Origin of the sequence: Streptomyces sp. BK340, from assembly GCF_007827595.1 — a bacterium.
Lineage (GTDB): Bacteria > Actinomycetota > Actinomycetes > Streptomycetales > Streptomycetaceae > Streptomyces.
The window spans coordinates 58,120-73,514 of the sequence record NZ_VISR01000006.1; the positions used below are offsets into that span (position 1 = coordinate 58,120).

A 15,395-nucleotide genomic window follows, 5' to 3' on the forward strand; every position below is an offset into this window, starting at 1 on the left:
GTGTTCGTGTGTCTTCCGGGGGTTGTGTTCGTGTTGTCCACAGGTTGGAAGCCCGTGGTGGCTGAAGTCGGGCAAGCCGGTCAGAATTTGGGCATGAGGAGGGGATGAACCGGGGCTTCGCCCACCCGGGTGCGGCCGACGCGAGCGAGTTCTTCGACAGCGGGAGGCAGCGGTGAGGACAGCGACTCTGGGTCCGGCGCAGCGCGCCGAGGCACTGGCGGCGATGGCGGAGCGCGAGCTGGACGTGCTGGTGGTCGGCGGCGGAGTGGTCGGCGCCGGGACCGCGCTGGACGCCGTGACCCGCGGCCTGTCCACCGGCCTGGTCGAGGCCCGCGACTGGGCCTCCGGCACCTCCAGCAGATCGAGCAAGCTCGTCCACGGCGGCCTGCGCTATCTGGAGATGCTCGACTTCGCCCTGGTCCGCGAGGCACTCAAGGAGCGCGGCCTGCTCCTGGAGCGGCTCGCCCCGCACCTGGTCAAGCCGGTGCCCTTCCTCTACCCGCTGCAGCACAAGGGCTGGGAGCGCGTGTACGCGGGCTCGGGCGTGGCCCTGTACGACGCGATGTCCATGGCCCGCGGACACGGCCGGGGTCTGCCGCTGCACCGCCACCTGACCCGCCGTCACGCCCTGCGCGTCGCCCCCTGCCTGAAGAAGGACGCCCTGGTCGGCGCCCTCCAGTACTACGACGCGCAGATGGACGACGCCCGCTATGTGGCGACCCTGGTGCGCACGGCGGCGTCCTACGGCGCGAAGGTGGCCAACCGGGCCCGCGTGACCGGGTTCCTGCGCGAGGGCGAGCGGGTGGTCGGCGCCCGGGTGCAGGACGTGGAGGGCGGCGGGGAGTACGAGATCCGCGCCCAGCAGATCGTCAACGCCACCGGCGTGTGGACCGACGACACGCAGGCCATGGTGGGGGAGCGGGGCCAGTTCCACGTCCGCGCCTCCAAGGGCATCCACCTGGTCGTGCCCAAGGACCGCATCCACTCCACCACCGGTCTGATCCTGCGCACGGAGAAGTCGGTCCTGTTCGTCATCCCCTGGGGCCGGCACTGGATCGTCGGCACCACCGACACCGGCTGGGACCTCGACAAGGCCCACCCTGCTGCCTCCAGCGCCGACATCGACTACCTGCTGGAACACGCCAACTCGGTGCTCGCCGTCCCGCTCAGCCGCGACGACGTGCAGGGCGTGTACGCGGGCCTGCGTCCGCTGCTGGCCGGCGAGTCCGACGCCACCAGCAAGCTGTCCCGCGAGCACACCGTGGCGCATCCGGCGCCGGGTCTCGTGGTCGTGGCGGGCGGGAAGTACACGACGTACCGGGTGATGGCGAAGGACGCCGTCGACGAGGCGGTGCACGGCCTCGACATGCGTGTCGCCGACTGCGTCACCGAGGAGATCCCGCTGCTGGGCGCGGAGGGCTACCGGGCGATGTGGAACGCACGGGCGCGGATCGCGGCCCGCACCGGACTGCACGTGGTCCGGGTGGAGCACCTGCTGAATCGGTACGGGTCGATGGCCGAGGAGATCCTGGACCTCATCACCGCCGACCCCGCACTGGGCGAGCCGTTGCATGCCGCCGACGACTATCTGCGCGCCGAGGTCGTGTACGCGGCCTCGCACGAGGGCGCCCGGCACCTGGACGACGTGCTCACCCGCCGTACCCGCATCTCCATCGAGACCTTCGACCGGGGCACCCGCAGCGCCCGTGAGGCCGCCGAGCTGATGGCGCCCGTGCTCGGCTGGGACAAGGACCAGATCGAGCGCGAGGTGGAGCACTACGAGAAGCGGGTCGAGGCCGAGCGGGAGTCCCAGCTCCAGCCGGACGACCTGACGGCGGACGCGGCGAGGCTGGGGGCGCCGGACATCGTGCCGCTGAGCTGAGCTGAGCCTGAGGTGGGCTGAGCTGAGCCTGAGGTGGGCTGAGCCTGAGGCGGGCTGACGGCGGCCCACCTTCGGCTTTCACTCGAAAGAGTGTCGTGAACCGGGATCTTCGTTCGGAACCGGTGCGTTCTACCGGGTGCGAGGGCAGAACTCGGCGTCGAGCAGGGCCGGTTCGAGCCGTGGATCTGCGATCGCGTCCGTGTTCACACGGAAGGTGAGGACATGCCGGCCGTCGGCGGTGGCCGCGGTGCGCACGTAGCTCCCGGATATCCGGCCGTTGTGTCCCCACACCGTGATGCCGCACGGGAGCTTTGCCGGAAAGATCCCCATGCCGTACGAGCCATGTGCGGCACGAGTGTTGAGCATCTCGCGCAGCCAGTGCGAGGGCAGCAGCCGGCCGCCGAGCAGGGCCGCGTAGAAGCGGTCCAGGTCGGCCGGCGTGGTCACCAGCTCACCCGCCGCGCCGGCCACGCGCGGGTCGAGCCGGGTGACGTCGGAGCCGTCGGCGCCGTAGGCGCGGCCGTGCGGAGGCGGAAGTGAAGTGCGGGATCCGGGAAGGGAGGTGTCGGTGAGACCGAGCGGAGCGATGATCCGACGCCGGACCTCGGTGGCGTACGAGTGGCCGGTGACCTGCCGGACGACCATGCCGAGCAGGACGTAGTTGGTGCTGGAGTAGGCGTAGCGGCCCGGGCGGGCCGGAGGGAGGGCGAGGGCGACGCGTACGGCCTGAGGCGGGGTCAGGGGGACGGTCCCCCGGGTGGCCCGGGTGAAGTCGGCGAGCCCGCTGGTGTGGGTGAGCAGGGCGCGCAGGGTGATGTGCCGTCCGTCGGTGCCGCGTCCGCGGAGCAGTCCCGGCAGGTGCCGCTCCACGGTGTCCGACAGGGACAGCCGGTGTTCCGCGGCCAGTTGCAGCACGACCGTGGCGACGAAGGTCTTGGTGACGCTGCCGGCGCGGAAGTGGTCGGCGCGTGCCATGCCCGGACCGGCGGCCGAGTAGTGGAAGCGGTTCGCGTCCAGGGCCAGCAGGGCCGCGGCGGGCGCCCCGCCCCGGGTGACCAGCAGCGGGAGGACCGAGTCCGTGGCGGTGGCCGCCGAGTTTGCGGGGGAGGTGGCGCAGGCGAGCAGGGTCAGCAGCGCCGGTATGGACAGGACTGTCCGAAGCGTCGGCATCCGGGCTCCTCTCTGCTCGGGTCCATCATCCCGGTAAGCGGAACCTCACCTTCAGTGGGCGTTGCGGTGCGCGGAGTCCGGGACGGGGTCAGGGGCACCCTGGGCGTCGGCCACTTGTCGGGTGAGAGACAATGGAGGCTCTGTCAGGGCGGGTTGCATGAGGGGACGCATGTCGGAGGCGGAGCGGGCGGGCACATCTCGTCAGGAGACTCGTCAGGACAAGAGCGAGCGTCGTCTCCTCGCCGGGCGGTACCGGCTGGGTGACGTGCTGGGCCGCGGCGGCATGGGCACGGTGTGGCGCGCCGAGGACGAGACCCTCGGCCGGACGGTCGCCGTCAAGGAACTGCGGTTCCCGTCGAACATCGACGAGGAGGAGAAGCGGCGCCTGATCACGCGCACCCTGCGCGAGGCCAAGGCGATCGCCCGGATCCGCAACAACAGCGCGGTGACGGTCTTCGACGTGGTCGAGGAGGACGACCGGCCCTGGATCGTCATGGAGTTGGTCGAGGGCAAGTCCCTCGCCGAGGCCATCCGCGAGGACGGCCTGCTGGAGCCCAGGCGTGCCGCCGAGGTCGGGCTGGCCATCCTCGACGTGCTGCGCTCCGCGCACCGCGAGGGCATCCTGCACCGTGACGTGAAGCCGTCCAACGTGCTCATCGCCGACGACGGCCGGGTCGTGCTCACCGACTTCGGTATCGCGCAGGTCGAGGGCGACCCGTCCATCACCTCCACCGGCATGCTCGTCGGCGCTCCCTCCTACATCTCCCCGGAGCGCGCCCGCGGGCACAAGCCGGGACCCGCGGCCGACCTGTGGTCGCTGGGCGGCCTGCTGTACGCGGCGGTCGAGGGTCTGCCGCCGTACGACAAGGGTTCCGCGATCGCCACGCTGACCGCGGTGATGACCGAACCCCTGGAGGAGCCCAAGAACGCGGGTCCGCTCCGGGACGTCATCTACGGCCTGCTCACCAAGGACCCGGCCCAGCGGCTCGACGACGCCGGTGCCCGGGCGATGCTCAACAGGGTCATCCACGCGCCGGAGCCGGAGGCGATGGACGCCACCCGGGTGGTTCCGCTGCCGGCGCAGCCCGAGGGGCGCGAGGGCAAGCGGGGCGAGGAGGCCGGGGAGAAGCTGCGCGGGGCGCTGCGCTCGGTCCGCAAGGCTGCCGGGGCGGCGGGCTCGTCGTCGTCCGCGCGCGCCAGGAGCGGTGGCGGTACGGCGGCTGCGGGCACCGGCGGCAAGCCGGCCGCGGAGAGCGGTTCGGGCACGGGTGCCGGGACAACCGGCCGGCCGACCGTCCCGGCCCAGGCTTCCGCCGCGCCGGACTCCCGGGCGAACAAGCCGAGTTCCGGGTGGCCCGTGGTGCCGCCGCCGGACCTGGACCTGTCGCCGCGGCCGGTGCCGAGAGCTCCGCTCACCGACGTGGTGCCCAGGCGGACGCTGGTGATCATCGCGGTGGTGGTCGTGCTCGCCGTGATCGGTACCGTGCTGACCATCGTGCTCGACGGGGGCGACGGCAAGGGCAGCAAGAACGGCGGTGCCAGGACCGCGGCCAGCGCCAGCGCCTCCACCAAGCAGGACAAGGGCACGGGCGGCAAGAACGGCACCGACAGCGACGCCAGGACGGACGGGAAGACCTCGGCCTCCGCCACGACCGGTTCGGCGACGGAGACGAGCGCGAGCCAGGCCGGCGACGGTGACGACTCCGGCTCGTCCGGCTCGAAGAGCGGCGGCGGCGCACCGGCGGAGTCGACCCGAAAGGGCACCCAGGGGTACTCGATCGGACTCCCCAAGGGGTGGAAGTTCAAGTCCACCGGCCAGGCCGGAGACCGCTACACCGGGCCGAACGGGCAGATGCTGCTCGTCGGCTGGACCAGCACGCCCAAGGACGACCCGGTGGCGGACTGGAAGAACCAGGAGCGCTACATGTACCGCTCCCAGTACCGGAAGATCCGCATAGCCCAGGTGGACTACCGCGGCTGGAACACGGCCGACTGGGAGTTCACCTACGTGGAGGGCGGCACCAAGTACCGTTCTGTCGACCGGGGGTTCGTGGTGAACGGCAGCCTCGGGTACGGGCTGATGTACACGGCCAAGGCCGCGGCGTGGAACAGCCCGCTGCGCAAGGCCACCTGGAAGACGCTGACGACGTCGTTCGAGCCCAAGTCGTGATGTGAACGAGCCCTGTTTGGGGCCGTGAGAATCCGTCATCCCCTCAATGCGACTTGCCTCCGGCACGTATCGTGAATGGTTGCGGACCGTACGGAGCCGGATTGTGGCTGCGCAACGGCCCGAACGGGAACGGATGTGAACGACCGGGCGGTCGGGGGAGGCAACGTGGACGACTATGCGGGCCGGGTGCTCGCCGACCGCTACCGCCTGCCGCTGCCGCCCTCCGACGAGTACGAACTGACCGAGACCCGGGCCTTCGACACCTACAGCGGCCAGGAAGTGCTGGTCCGTCAGGTGCCACTGCCGGAGGTCGTCGAGGCCGAGGTGCTCGACGCGGACGGGCTGCCCGAGGGGTTCACCGCCCGTGAGCGCGGGGCGCGTCGTACCCCGGCGGCCCGGACCGCCACCCGCAGCCCCTCGGACCCCGCGGTGCGGCGGGCCGTCGATGCGGCGCAGGCGGCCGCGAGCATCCCCGACCACCCGCGGCTGGACCAGGTCTTCGACGTGTTCGCCGAGGGCGGCTCACTGTGGATAGTGAGCGAGTGGGTGGCCGCACGTCCGCTGTCCGCGCTGCTGGCCGAGCAGCCGCTGACGCCGTACCGGGCGGCCGAGGTCGCCTCCGACGTCCTCATGGCGCTGCGTGTCCTGCACGGCCACGGCTGGGTGCACCGCAACATCACCGCCCGCACGGTCCTCGTCTGCGACGACGGCCGCGTGATGCTGACCGGCCTGGCGGTCGGTGCGGCGGAGGAGGCGCTGTGCGGGTACGACCCGGTGCCGGTTCCGGACGGGCAGCAGGGCCAGGAAGGGCCGGCGGGGGCCCTCGGGCCGGGCGGCGCTGACGGCGTCGGCACGGGCCGGCAGGGCCTGCGCGGGCAGGGGCCCGGCGGCTCCGGTGGCCAGGGCTTCGGTGACTCCGGTGGCCGGGGTCCCGGTGGCGACGGAGGGCGGGGTGCCGCGGGCGGCGGTGCCCCGGTCGGTGCCGTGAGCGGCCCTGCGGGCGCTGCGGGACCGGTGCCGTCCCCCGACGCGGATCCCGAGGCCGCGCGGCGGGCCGCGATCCAGGCACGGGCCGTCGGTGGGCTGCCGGTGCCGGGCGCGAACGGGGCGTCGGGTGAATCCACCGTCCCCGGACCTGCGGGCCGACAGGCCCTGGAGAGCGGCGACGACATCCGTGCCGCCCGGGCCGGGGCCATCGCCGCCTACCGTGCGGGAGCCCGGGCCGCGGCCCGGGTGCAGGAAGCCCGGCAGAACGGCCACGCCGCCCTGCCCGGAGCCCGCCCGCCCGCCGACGGCGAGGCCGCGGCCGACGGCGCGGTGCAGCCGCCGTACTCCTCCGGCCAGGCCGCCGCACCGCCCGGCCGTATCGCCGACCCCTACGGGGTGCACGGCTCCTCCTGGCACGGCGCCGCACCGCGCACGGGCCCCGCAGGTACGCCGGCCGAGCCGGGCGGTGACGGACGGCGACCCGTCCTGCCGCCCGGGGAGTGGCGTCCCGGCGCAGCACCCGGCGCGGGCCGGCTGCCCGTACCCGGTCAGGCGCCTGCCGGTCAGCCGCGCGGCACGGGTCGGGGTGCCCCCGTTCCCGGACAGCCCCCCGCCCTCCCCGCAGGCGCGGCCCTCCCCCCGGCCACCGGTGCCGCCCGCTGGGACGAGCCCGGCGCCGGTGCCGTGCGCCGCGGTCCCGCCACCGCGCTCGCGGCCGAGCGGGCGCGGCAGGTGCGGATGACCGTCGTGGGGCCGGTGACCGAGCGATGGGCGCCGGAGCAGGCCGGGCCCGTGCACGAGAACTGGCAGCTGGCGGCGCCGATCGGGCCCGCCACCGACCTGTGGGCCCTCGGGGCGTTGCTGTTCCGGGCCGTGCAGGGGCATGCGCCCTACCCCGAGGAGTCCACGGCCGAGCTGGTGCAGCTGGTGTGCGCGGAGCCGCCCGCCTTCGCCGAGGAGTGCGGGCCGCTGCGCCCGGTCGTGGAGTCGCTGCTGCGCCAGGACCCCACCGACCGGCTGGACTTCGAGGAGCTGAGCGGCTGGCTGCGCTCGCTGGTGCGCTCGGCGCCCGAGCCGGACGCCGGTACCCATGTCGTCCCCGTCCCGCCCGCCGACCCGAGACGGCTGCCGATCGTCCGGCGCCGCGGTGAGCTGGTGCGGCGGCGGCGCGCCGGGATGCCCGCGCCCCATCCGCACGGCCGGCACAAGCGGGCCCGGGACGAGGCGGTTCGTTCCCCGCGCAGCCTCGGCCGGACGCTGCTCCTGCTGATACTGCTCCTGCTGGCCGGGGCGGTGGCGTACGCGGTGCTCTTCATGCCGAAGCAGGGGGAGAGCGGCGCGGCGGGCAGCGACCGTACCGGCAGCGCCGGGGAGGCGGGCCCCGCGCCGTCCCGCACCGGGCAGCCGTCCTCCGGGCAGACCGCGAGCGGCAGTCCCTCGGCGTCCGAGCCCGCCACCGAGACACAGACCGGCGGCGATCCCTCCGTCGCCGACGGGTTCACCCTGCGCACCGACCCGGAGGGCTTCAAAGTCGCCGTCGCCAAGGGCTGGGACCGCACGCCCAAGAACGGCAGCGGCCAGGTGGTCTACTCGCACAAGAACTTCGAGCTGATCCTCGTACCGGGACGGGACAGCGCCTCGGCCAACGGCAGCGATCCGATGGTCTACCAGCGGGACAAGGAGCGCGAACTGCAGCCGTACCGGGACTCCAGCTGGGCCACGGCCACCGGCCTGAGAACCATCGAGGTGGGCGGACGGACCATGGCCGAGGGCCAGTTCACCTGGACCGACGGGCAGGGACGCGACGTTTACGTGCGCAACATGGCGATCCTGCTGAACGGTCGTTACCACATCGTCCAGGTCCGGGGGCCGGAGGCCGAGCGGGATACGGTGACGCGGCTGTACGAGCAGGCTACGGCGACGTACCGCTACACGCGTTGAGCGCCGTGTATACCGGTCGGGCGAGCGAGGATTCGGTTCCCGTTCGCGAGGAGAAGCGACAACCGTCACAGTGCGGTTTCCTTGGCCCCCCGCTTGTTCCCAGCGGGCAGACCGGTCCTTAGTCTGAGCCTGTCAAGAGCATTGCGGGGCAACGTGAATCAGATGCAGGGCCTGCTGATAGCGGGCCGCTACCGGCTTGCCGATTCCATCGGCAGCGGCGGCATGGGCCGGGTGTGGCGCGCCCACGACGAGGTGCTCCACCGGGCAGTGGCCGTCAAGGAGTTGACCGCCGCGCTCTACGTCTCCGAGAGCGACCAGGCCGTTCTGCTCGCCCGCACCCGGGCGGAGGCCCGCGCCGCCGCGCGGATCAACCACTCCGCCGTCGTCACCGTCCACGACGTGCTCGAACACGACGGCCGCCCGTGGATCGTGATGGAACTGGTCGAGGGCCGCTCGCTGGCCGACGCGGTCAAGGACCGCGGCCGTCTCGACGCGCGCGAGGCCGCCCGGATCGGCCTGTGGGTGCTGCGGGCGCTGCGCGCCGCGCACTCCGCCGGCGTGCTGCACCGGGACGTCAAGCCCGGCAACGTGCTGCTCGGCGATGACGGCCGGGTGCTGCTCACCGACTTCGGCATCGCCCAGATCGAGGGCGACACCACCATCACCCGCACCGGCGAGGTCGTCGGCTCGGTCGACTACCTCGCGCCCGAGCGGGTACGCGGTCACGACCCCGGCCCGTCCTCGGACCTGTGGGCGCTCGGCGCCACGCTGTACACGGCGGTCGAGGGCCGTTCGCCGTTCCGCCGCACCTCGCCGCTGAGCACCATGCAGGCGGTCGTCGAGGAGGACGCGGAGGAGACCCGCCACGCGGGTGCGCTCGGCCCCGTCATCACCGCCCTGCTGCGCAAGGAGCCGGCCCAGCGGCCGAGCGCGGAGGAGACGGAGCAGTTGCTCGCCGAGGCGGCGGAAGGCCGCCGGCCGAGCGCCGCACAGGCGTTCGTACCGACCCAGGGCCGGGGCGTGAGCACCGGCGGGTCGTACGGCAGCGGGTCGTACGGCAGTGATTCGTACACCTCCGGGGCAGGCACTTCGGGGCACGGTTCCGGGCCGCGTGCCGAGGGACGCTCCGTCACCGGTCCGACGGCGGTGGGCCCGCAGGGGATGGACCCGACCATGGTGGGGCCCGCCGCACCGGCCCGCCCCCGGCGCCGTCTGCGCACGCTCGCGCTGGTCGTCGCCCTCGCGGCCGTGCTCGGCGGCGGCGCCGCGGTGGCCTTCAAGCAGTGGGGCACGATGCAGCAGGACACCGAGACCGGCGGCGGGGCGAGCCCGGCGCCCGCGACCTCGGGCAGGAGCAGCCCGGGTCCGGGGGGCGCGGGCCGCGACGGCTGGGTGCGCCAGAACGACCCGTTGGGCTTCAGCCTCTCCCTGCCCAAGGGCTGGACGCGCAAGGTGTACCAGAACGACGGCGACCTCAAGCAGGTCGACTACTCGCCCGACGGCGGCGTGCACTTCGTCCGCATCGCCATCGACACCGACCCGGACTTCGCCGACCCCTTCCAGCACCAGAAGGACCTGGAGCAGCAGCTCCAGCGGCTGATCGACTACAAGACCGTGACCATGCACCAGAACACCTACCGCGACTGCAAGGGCTCGCTGTGGGAGTACACCTGGACCGCGCAGAAGACGGTCCCGCCCTACGTGGCCGGCCCGCGGCACGCCGTCGAGGAGACCTACTTCTCGCGCGAGGGCGTCGAGTACGCCATCTACATGTCGTCGCCCGCCGCCGACTGGGCGACGACGAGCAAGCAGTTCAAGCGGGTCCTGCAGGGCTGGCAGCCGAACTCAGGCTGAGTCCCCGAGGCTTGGCCGATGACCGCCCCGGAAGGGGTGCGGCCGGTGCGGCATGATGGGGCTCATGGGATCCGAGGGGGACGACTTCCGTGTGATCGCGGGCCGTTACCGCCTACTGGCGCGGATCGGGCGCGGCGGAATGGGCGTCGTATGGCGGGCCGCCGACGAGCTGCTGGGCCGTCAGGTGGCGGTCAAGGAGCTGGCTCCGGACGACTCCCTGACGGACGACGACGCCCGTCGCCGCCGGGAGCGCACCTTCCGCGAGGCGCGGGCGGTGGCGCAGCTGCGGCACCCGCACATCATCGTCGTGCACGACGTGGTCGAGCAGGACGAACGGCCGTACATCGTCATGGAGCTGATCGACGGCGGCTCACTCGCCGACCGCATCGCCGCAGGTGGGCCGGTCGACGCCGCGGAGGCCGCCCGGATCGCCGTCGACCTGCTGAGCGCGCTGCGCACCGCGCACACGGCCGGGGTGCTGCACCGCGACATCAAACCGGCGAACGTGCTGATCGAGTCCGACACCGACCGGGTCGTGCTCACCGACTTCGGCATCGCGCAGGTCGCTGGCGCCACCACGCTCACCGAGACCGGCTCCTTCGTCGGCTCGCCGGAGTACACCTCCCCGGAACGGATGTCCGGCGTCCGTACCGGGCCGGAGTCCGACCTGTGGTCGGTGGGCGCGCTGCTGTGCACGGCGCTCAGCGGCGAGTCGCCGTTCCGCCGCGACTCGCTCGGCGGCATCCTGCACGCCGTCGTCGCCGCCGACATCCGGCCACCCGCGCAGGCCGAGCCGCTGCTGCCCGTCGTGCTCGGCCTGCTGGAACGCGACCCCGACCGGCGGCTGGGCGCGGCGGAGGCCGAGCGGATGCTGCGGACGTACCTGGAGACGGGCCGCACCCCGGCCGCGCCGGGCGGCACACCGGGCTCGGCCCGCACACTCCGGAGCGGTGACACGAGGGGCCGTTCCCCCAGGGCCGGCGACGCCAGAGGCCGTACGCCCCGGCTGGGCGACTCCGGAGGCCGTGCCCCCGTGACCCCCTACACGCCCACCGAGCACGACATGCCGCGCGGGCCGGTCACCCCGCCCGCACCCACCGCCGAACAGCCCCCGGCCGCACGCCAGTCCGCGCGCGGGGTGCTGATCGCCGCGCTGCTCGTGGCCGCGGTGGCCGGCGCCGGCGTCTCGGCGACGGCGCTGCTGCTGAAACAGGGCGGCGGCGCAGGCGGCGGCACCCCGAGCGGTACGGCGACCAGCCCGACGGCGCCCACCGGCAGTTCCCCGGCCGCCGGCAACTCCCCGACGACCGGCGCCCCGAAGTCCCCGACGCCCACCGCGAGCAGCGCACCGGCGGCCTCCACCACGCACACCGCTCCCTCCGGCTACCGCACCGCCCGGGACCCGGCCGGCTTCTCCCTCGCCGTGCCGGAGGACTTCACCCGCGAAAGCCAGGGCGAGCGGGTCTTCTACCTCTCCCCGGGGCAGACCTTCCGCCTCGGCATCAAGGTCGCCGCGCCCGAACCGGGCGGCCCCACCGGCGTGATGAACCGGTCGGCGGCCGACGGGCCCAGCACCAACCCCGGTTACCACGACGGCCGGGTCACCACGACCACGCACGCCGGACACCCCGCGGCCCTCTGGGAGTTCACCTGGAACGGCTTCAGCGCGGCCGAGGGCGCCCGCCACACCTACGACGTGTGCTGGGAGGAGGGCGGCCGGATGTACGACGTGTGGGTGTCGGCGCCGGTGGGGAAGGTCAAGGAGGCCCGGGAGTACTTCGACGTGGCCGTGGACACCTTCTCGGTCACGGCTTCGTGACCGGTTCGCGTTCCCTGTGGCTGGCGCGCTCATGGCGCGATATGGATGAACCATGAGCAGTGACGGGGGAGTCGGCCGCACGGCCGACGACACGACGAGTTTTGTTCTGCAACCGCCGAGCCCGAACCCGGGCCCACAGCCTCCGGTGCTGCCCGCCCAGGGTGCCGGGCGGCTGATCGCCGGGCGGTACCGGCTGCTCGCCAAGCTCGGCCACGGCGGGATGGGCACCGTGTGGCGGGCCAAGGACGAGATGGTGGACCGCGAGGTCGCCGTCAAGGAGCCCAGGGTCCCGGACCACCTTCCCGAGCGGGAACGCGCCAACGCCTTCGAGCGGATGCGCCGCGAGGCGCGCGCGGCGGCCCGGCTCGACCACCCCGCGGTGGTCGACGTGTACGACGTCGCGGTCGTCGACGACCGCCCGTGGATCGTGATGGAGCTGGTACGCGGACGCTCGCTGGGCGACGCGCTCCAGGAGGGCACGCTGGACGCGCGCGAGGCGGCCCGGACCGGTCTGCAGGTGCTCGGCGCGCTGGAGGCGGCGCACGCGGCGGGCGTCCTGCACCGGGACGTGAAACCGGACAACGTGCTGCTGGGCCGGTACGACCGGGTCGTCCTCACGGATTTCGGCATCGCACAGATCGAGGGCGAGACGAGCCTGACCGACACCGGCGGTTTCGTCGGCTCGCCCGAGTACATCGCGCCGGAAAGGGTGCTGGGGCAGCGCCCCGGCCCGGCGAGCGACCTGTGGTCCCTGGGCGTGGTCCTCTACACGGCCACCGAGGGCGTCTCCCCGTTCCGCCGCAGCAACACCCCGGCCACCCTGCAGTCCGTCCTCAACGCCGCCCCGGCCGCGCCCGCCGCCGCGCGGGGCCCGCTGGCCGAGGCCATCGACGGGCTGCTCCAGAAGGACCCGGCCCGCCGCCCGACGGCGGCGCAGGTCCGCGCCCTGCTGGAGGCGGCCGCCGACCCGCCGGCGCCGGAACCCACCCAGCAGGTCCGGGGCGCCGAGCCCGCCACCCGCTCCGGGCGGCCGGGCCGGAAGGTCTGGCTGGGCGTGGGCGCCGCCGTGGTCGCGGCCGCCGCTGCCGGATACCTCGTCCTCGCCGACCCCTTCGCCGGCCCGCTCCCCGACGGCTGGGCGAAGCGGGCGGATCCGAAGCTGGGCGCCACCCTCGCCGTCCCCGCGGCCTACCAGGCGGGCCGCCCGGACAAGAACGCCACCGACAAGAGCTGGGTGTCGTACACGGACTGGAGCGGCGGTATCTCGGTCGTCCTCGACCTGACCCGGAAGTCGGAGGACTCCCTCAAGGAGATCAAGAGCAACGCCGTGGCCCAGATGCGCGCCGACGACGAGAAGTTCAAGAACGAGGGCGACTACACCCTCGGCATGGCCAAGGGCGCGCGGACGCACCCGGACGACAACGCCGAGTACCGCGGCCGGCCGGCCGCCACGAACACCGTCGCCTTCACCACCGACGACAGCGAGAACCCGCGCCCGCGGGAGATCCAGATCTTCTACTACCGCACCAGGTCCGGCGACCTGTACCGGCTCACCGTCGGCTACCCGGGCAAGGGCGACTTCACCGCCCGGGGCCGGGAGGTGGCGAAGGCGGCGATCGCGAACCTGGAACTCACGAAGCCGTGAGGGCGGGCCCGTCGGCCCGGGCCCCGTCCCGGTACCGCCCCGGTGTGGTCCCGAACTCCCTGCTGAACGCGTGCGAGAGGGCGTACGGGCTGCCGTAGCCGGTCTCCCGGGCCACCGTCGCGAGGGGCACGTCCGAGTCGCGCAGCCGGGTCGCCGCCAGGGTCAGGCGCCACCAGGTGAGGTACGCCATCGGCGGGCGGCCGACCAGCGAGGTGAAGCGGCGGGACAGGGTGGCGCGCGAGACGCCCGCCTCCGAGGCCAGACGGCCGGCCGTCCAGGAGGCGGCCGGATCGGAGTGCAGGGCCCGCAGCGCCGCCGTCGTGACCGGGTCGTTCAGCACCGCCGGCCAGGCGCCCGTCTCCGCCCGGGTCATCCAGGCGCGGACCATGTAGATCAGCAGAAGGTCCAGCAGGCTCGGCAGGGCCAGGCAGGCGCCCGGCCGGCGTTCGTCCAGCTCGCGTGCCAAGAGGTCGACGGCGGTGCGCAGTTCGGGATGGTCGCCGACCCGGTGGGGCAGGTGCACCACCTGCGGCAGCTCCGCCAGCAGCGGGTGTGTGCGACTGCGGTCGAGACGGTACTTGCCGCACAGCAGCTCGACGCCGGGACCGGACCCGGGAAGCCGTACGTCCGTGTCCCGCACCTCCTCGAACGGCACCGCCCGCCGGATCTCGGCGGCCCCCGCCGCCCGGTCCGCCAGCACGTGTCCGGCCCCGTGCGGCAGCAGCACCACGTCCCCCGTGTTCAGCGGCACCGGGTCGCCGCCCCCGTCCGGCACGAGCCGGCACGCGCCGCTCAGGACGACATGGAAGCCCGCCCCCTCGTACGGCGCGAGCCGGACGCTCCAGCTGCCGCGCACCCGTAGCCGGTTCGAGGACGGCCGGCCGGACCTGACCGCCGAGATCGCATCGCTCACCACATCCATGAGACAACAGCGTATTGGACAGAGCCGAATGAGCATTGGGACGTTCAGTCCGGACTTCTAGGGTCATCGGTATGGCTGATGACAAAGTGCAGAGCTTCATGGTCGGCGACGTCGAGGTGCTCCGTATCGTCGAGTGGCGGGGCCCGTACGTGCCCGCCGGGGCCCTCGTCCCGGACTGCGGTCCCGAGGTCTGGAGCGCCCGCGAGCACGAACTCGTCCCCGACCACCGGGAGTCCGGTGGCGACCGCGCCGTGGTGGCGCTCCAGACCTGGGTGGTGCGCTCCGGCGGGCGCACGGTGCTGGTCGACACCGGCGTCGGCAACGGGCGCGAGCGACCCGGCAATCCGCTCTTCCACCGACGGCAGGGGGACTTCCTGGACCGCCTGGAGCGGGCCGGGGTCCGTCCGCAGGACGTCGACGTCGTCGTCAACACGCATCTGCACGGCGACCATGTCGGCTGGAACACCCGTGACGCCGACGGCGCGTGGGTACCGTCCTTCCCCGGTGCCCAGTACCTCCTGCCGGCCGCGGACGACCACCACTTCGGGCCCGAGGGCGGCTACGCGGGCGGCGTGCGCGTGGACGACCGGCTCGTCTACGAGGACAGCGTCGCGCCCGTGCACCGGGCCGGTCAGGCCGTGGTGTGGGACGGCGAGTACCGCATCGACGAGCATCTCGTCCTGGAGGCCGCCCCCGGGCACACCCCGGGTTCCTCCGTGCTGCGCCTCGCCTCGCGCGGCGAGCGGGCCGTGTTCGTCGGCGACCTGCTGCACAGCCCGGTGCAGATCCTGCACCCCGAGTGCAGCAGCTGTTTCTGCCTCGACCCGCGGCAGGCGGCCGCGACCCGGCTCCGGGTGCTCGAACGCGCGGCCGAGGAGCGGGCGTTGGTGGTCCCGGCGCACTTCGGTGGCGCCGGTGCCGTCGAAGTGCGCAAGGAGAAGGGGGAGTTCACGCTGCACCGGTGGGCCGCCTGACCGCCCGCTTCGACAAGGGCGTGGTGCGCAC

Annotated in this window: 9 protein-coding genes; 7 read left to right on the forward strand and 2 right to left on the reverse strand. The window is 73.5% G+C overall.

Annotated features, from left to right (window positions below; translation table 11 throughout):
- Positions 1 to 172: 172 nt before the first annotated feature.
- Positions 173 to 1,882: a glycerol-3-phosphate dehydrogenase/oxidase gene (locus FB157_RS14275; RefSeq protein ID WP_145879564.1), complete on the forward strand. Its 1,710-nt coding sequence runs from the start codon at positions 173 to 175 to the stop codon at positions 1,880 to 1,882.
- 129 nt (positions 1,883 to 2,011) lie between these two features.
- Here FB157_RS14275 and FB157_RS14280 read toward each other — a convergent pair whose 3' ends face one another.
- Positions 2,012 to 3,052 (reverse strand): serine hydrolase, encoded by a 1,041-nt coding sequence (locus FB157_RS14280; protein ID WP_145879565.1) that lies wholly within the window; start codon positions 3,050 to 3,052, stop codon positions 2,012 to 2,014.
- Between the two features lie 169 nt (positions 3,053 to 3,221).
- Between FB157_RS14280 and FB157_RS14285 the strand changes: the two genes are divergently transcribed.
- The 5 genes from FB157_RS14285 to FB157_RS14305 all read left to right on the forward strand — a co-directional run bounded on the left by FB157_RS14285 (position 3,222) and on the right by FB157_RS14305 (position 13,468).
- Positions 3,222 to 5,222 (forward strand): serine/threonine-protein kinase, encoded by a 2,001-nt coding sequence (locus FB157_RS14285; RefSeq protein WP_186581520.1) that lies wholly within the window; start codon positions 3,222 to 3,224, stop codon positions 5,220 to 5,222.
- Between the two features lie 165 nt (positions 5,223 to 5,387).
- A complete protein-coding gene (locus tag FB157_RS14290; protein ID WP_145879567.1) occupies positions 5,388 to 8,150 on the forward strand; it encodes a protein kinase in 2,763 nt (920 codons plus the stop codon).
- 162 nt (positions 8,151 to 8,312) lie between these two features.
- Positions 8,313 to 10,004 (forward strand): serine/threonine-protein kinase, encoded by a 1,692-nt coding sequence (locus tag FB157_RS14295; protein WP_145879569.1) that lies wholly within the window; start codon positions 8,313 to 8,315, stop codon positions 10,002 to 10,004.
- Positions 10,005 to 10,068: 64 nt separating this feature from the next.
- Positions 10,069 to 11,823 (forward strand): serine/threonine-protein kinase, encoded by a 1,755-nt coding sequence (locus FB157_RS14300; protein WP_145879570.1) that lies wholly within the window; start codon positions 10,069 to 10,071, stop codon positions 11,821 to 11,823.
- Positions 11,824 to 11,875: 52 nt separating this feature from the next.
- Positions 11,876 to 13,468 (forward strand): serine/threonine-protein kinase, encoded by a 1,593-nt coding sequence (locus tag FB157_RS14305; RefSeq protein WP_145879572.1) that lies wholly within the window; start codon positions 11,876 to 11,878, stop codon positions 13,466 to 13,468.
- Here FB157_RS14305 and FB157_RS14310 read toward each other — a convergent pair.
- Complete coding sequence (locus tag FB157_RS14310) at positions 13,455 to 14,390, reverse strand: AraC family transcriptional regulator (RefSeq protein WP_145879573.1); 936 nt, start codon at positions 14,388 to 14,390, stop codon at positions 13,455 to 13,457. The genes FB157_RS14305 and FB157_RS14310 overlap by 14 nt on opposite strands.
- A gap of 71 nt (positions 14,391 to 14,461) precedes the next feature.
- Here FB157_RS14310 and FB157_RS14315 point away from each other — a divergent pair, with 71 nt between their 5' ends.
- Positions 14,462 to 15,364: an MBL fold metallo-hydrolase gene (locus FB157_RS14315; RefSeq protein ID WP_145879575.1), complete on the forward strand. Its 903-nt coding sequence runs from the start codon at positions 14,462 to 14,464 to the stop codon at positions 15,362 to 15,364.
- Positions 15,365 to 15,395: the final 31 nt, after the last annotated feature.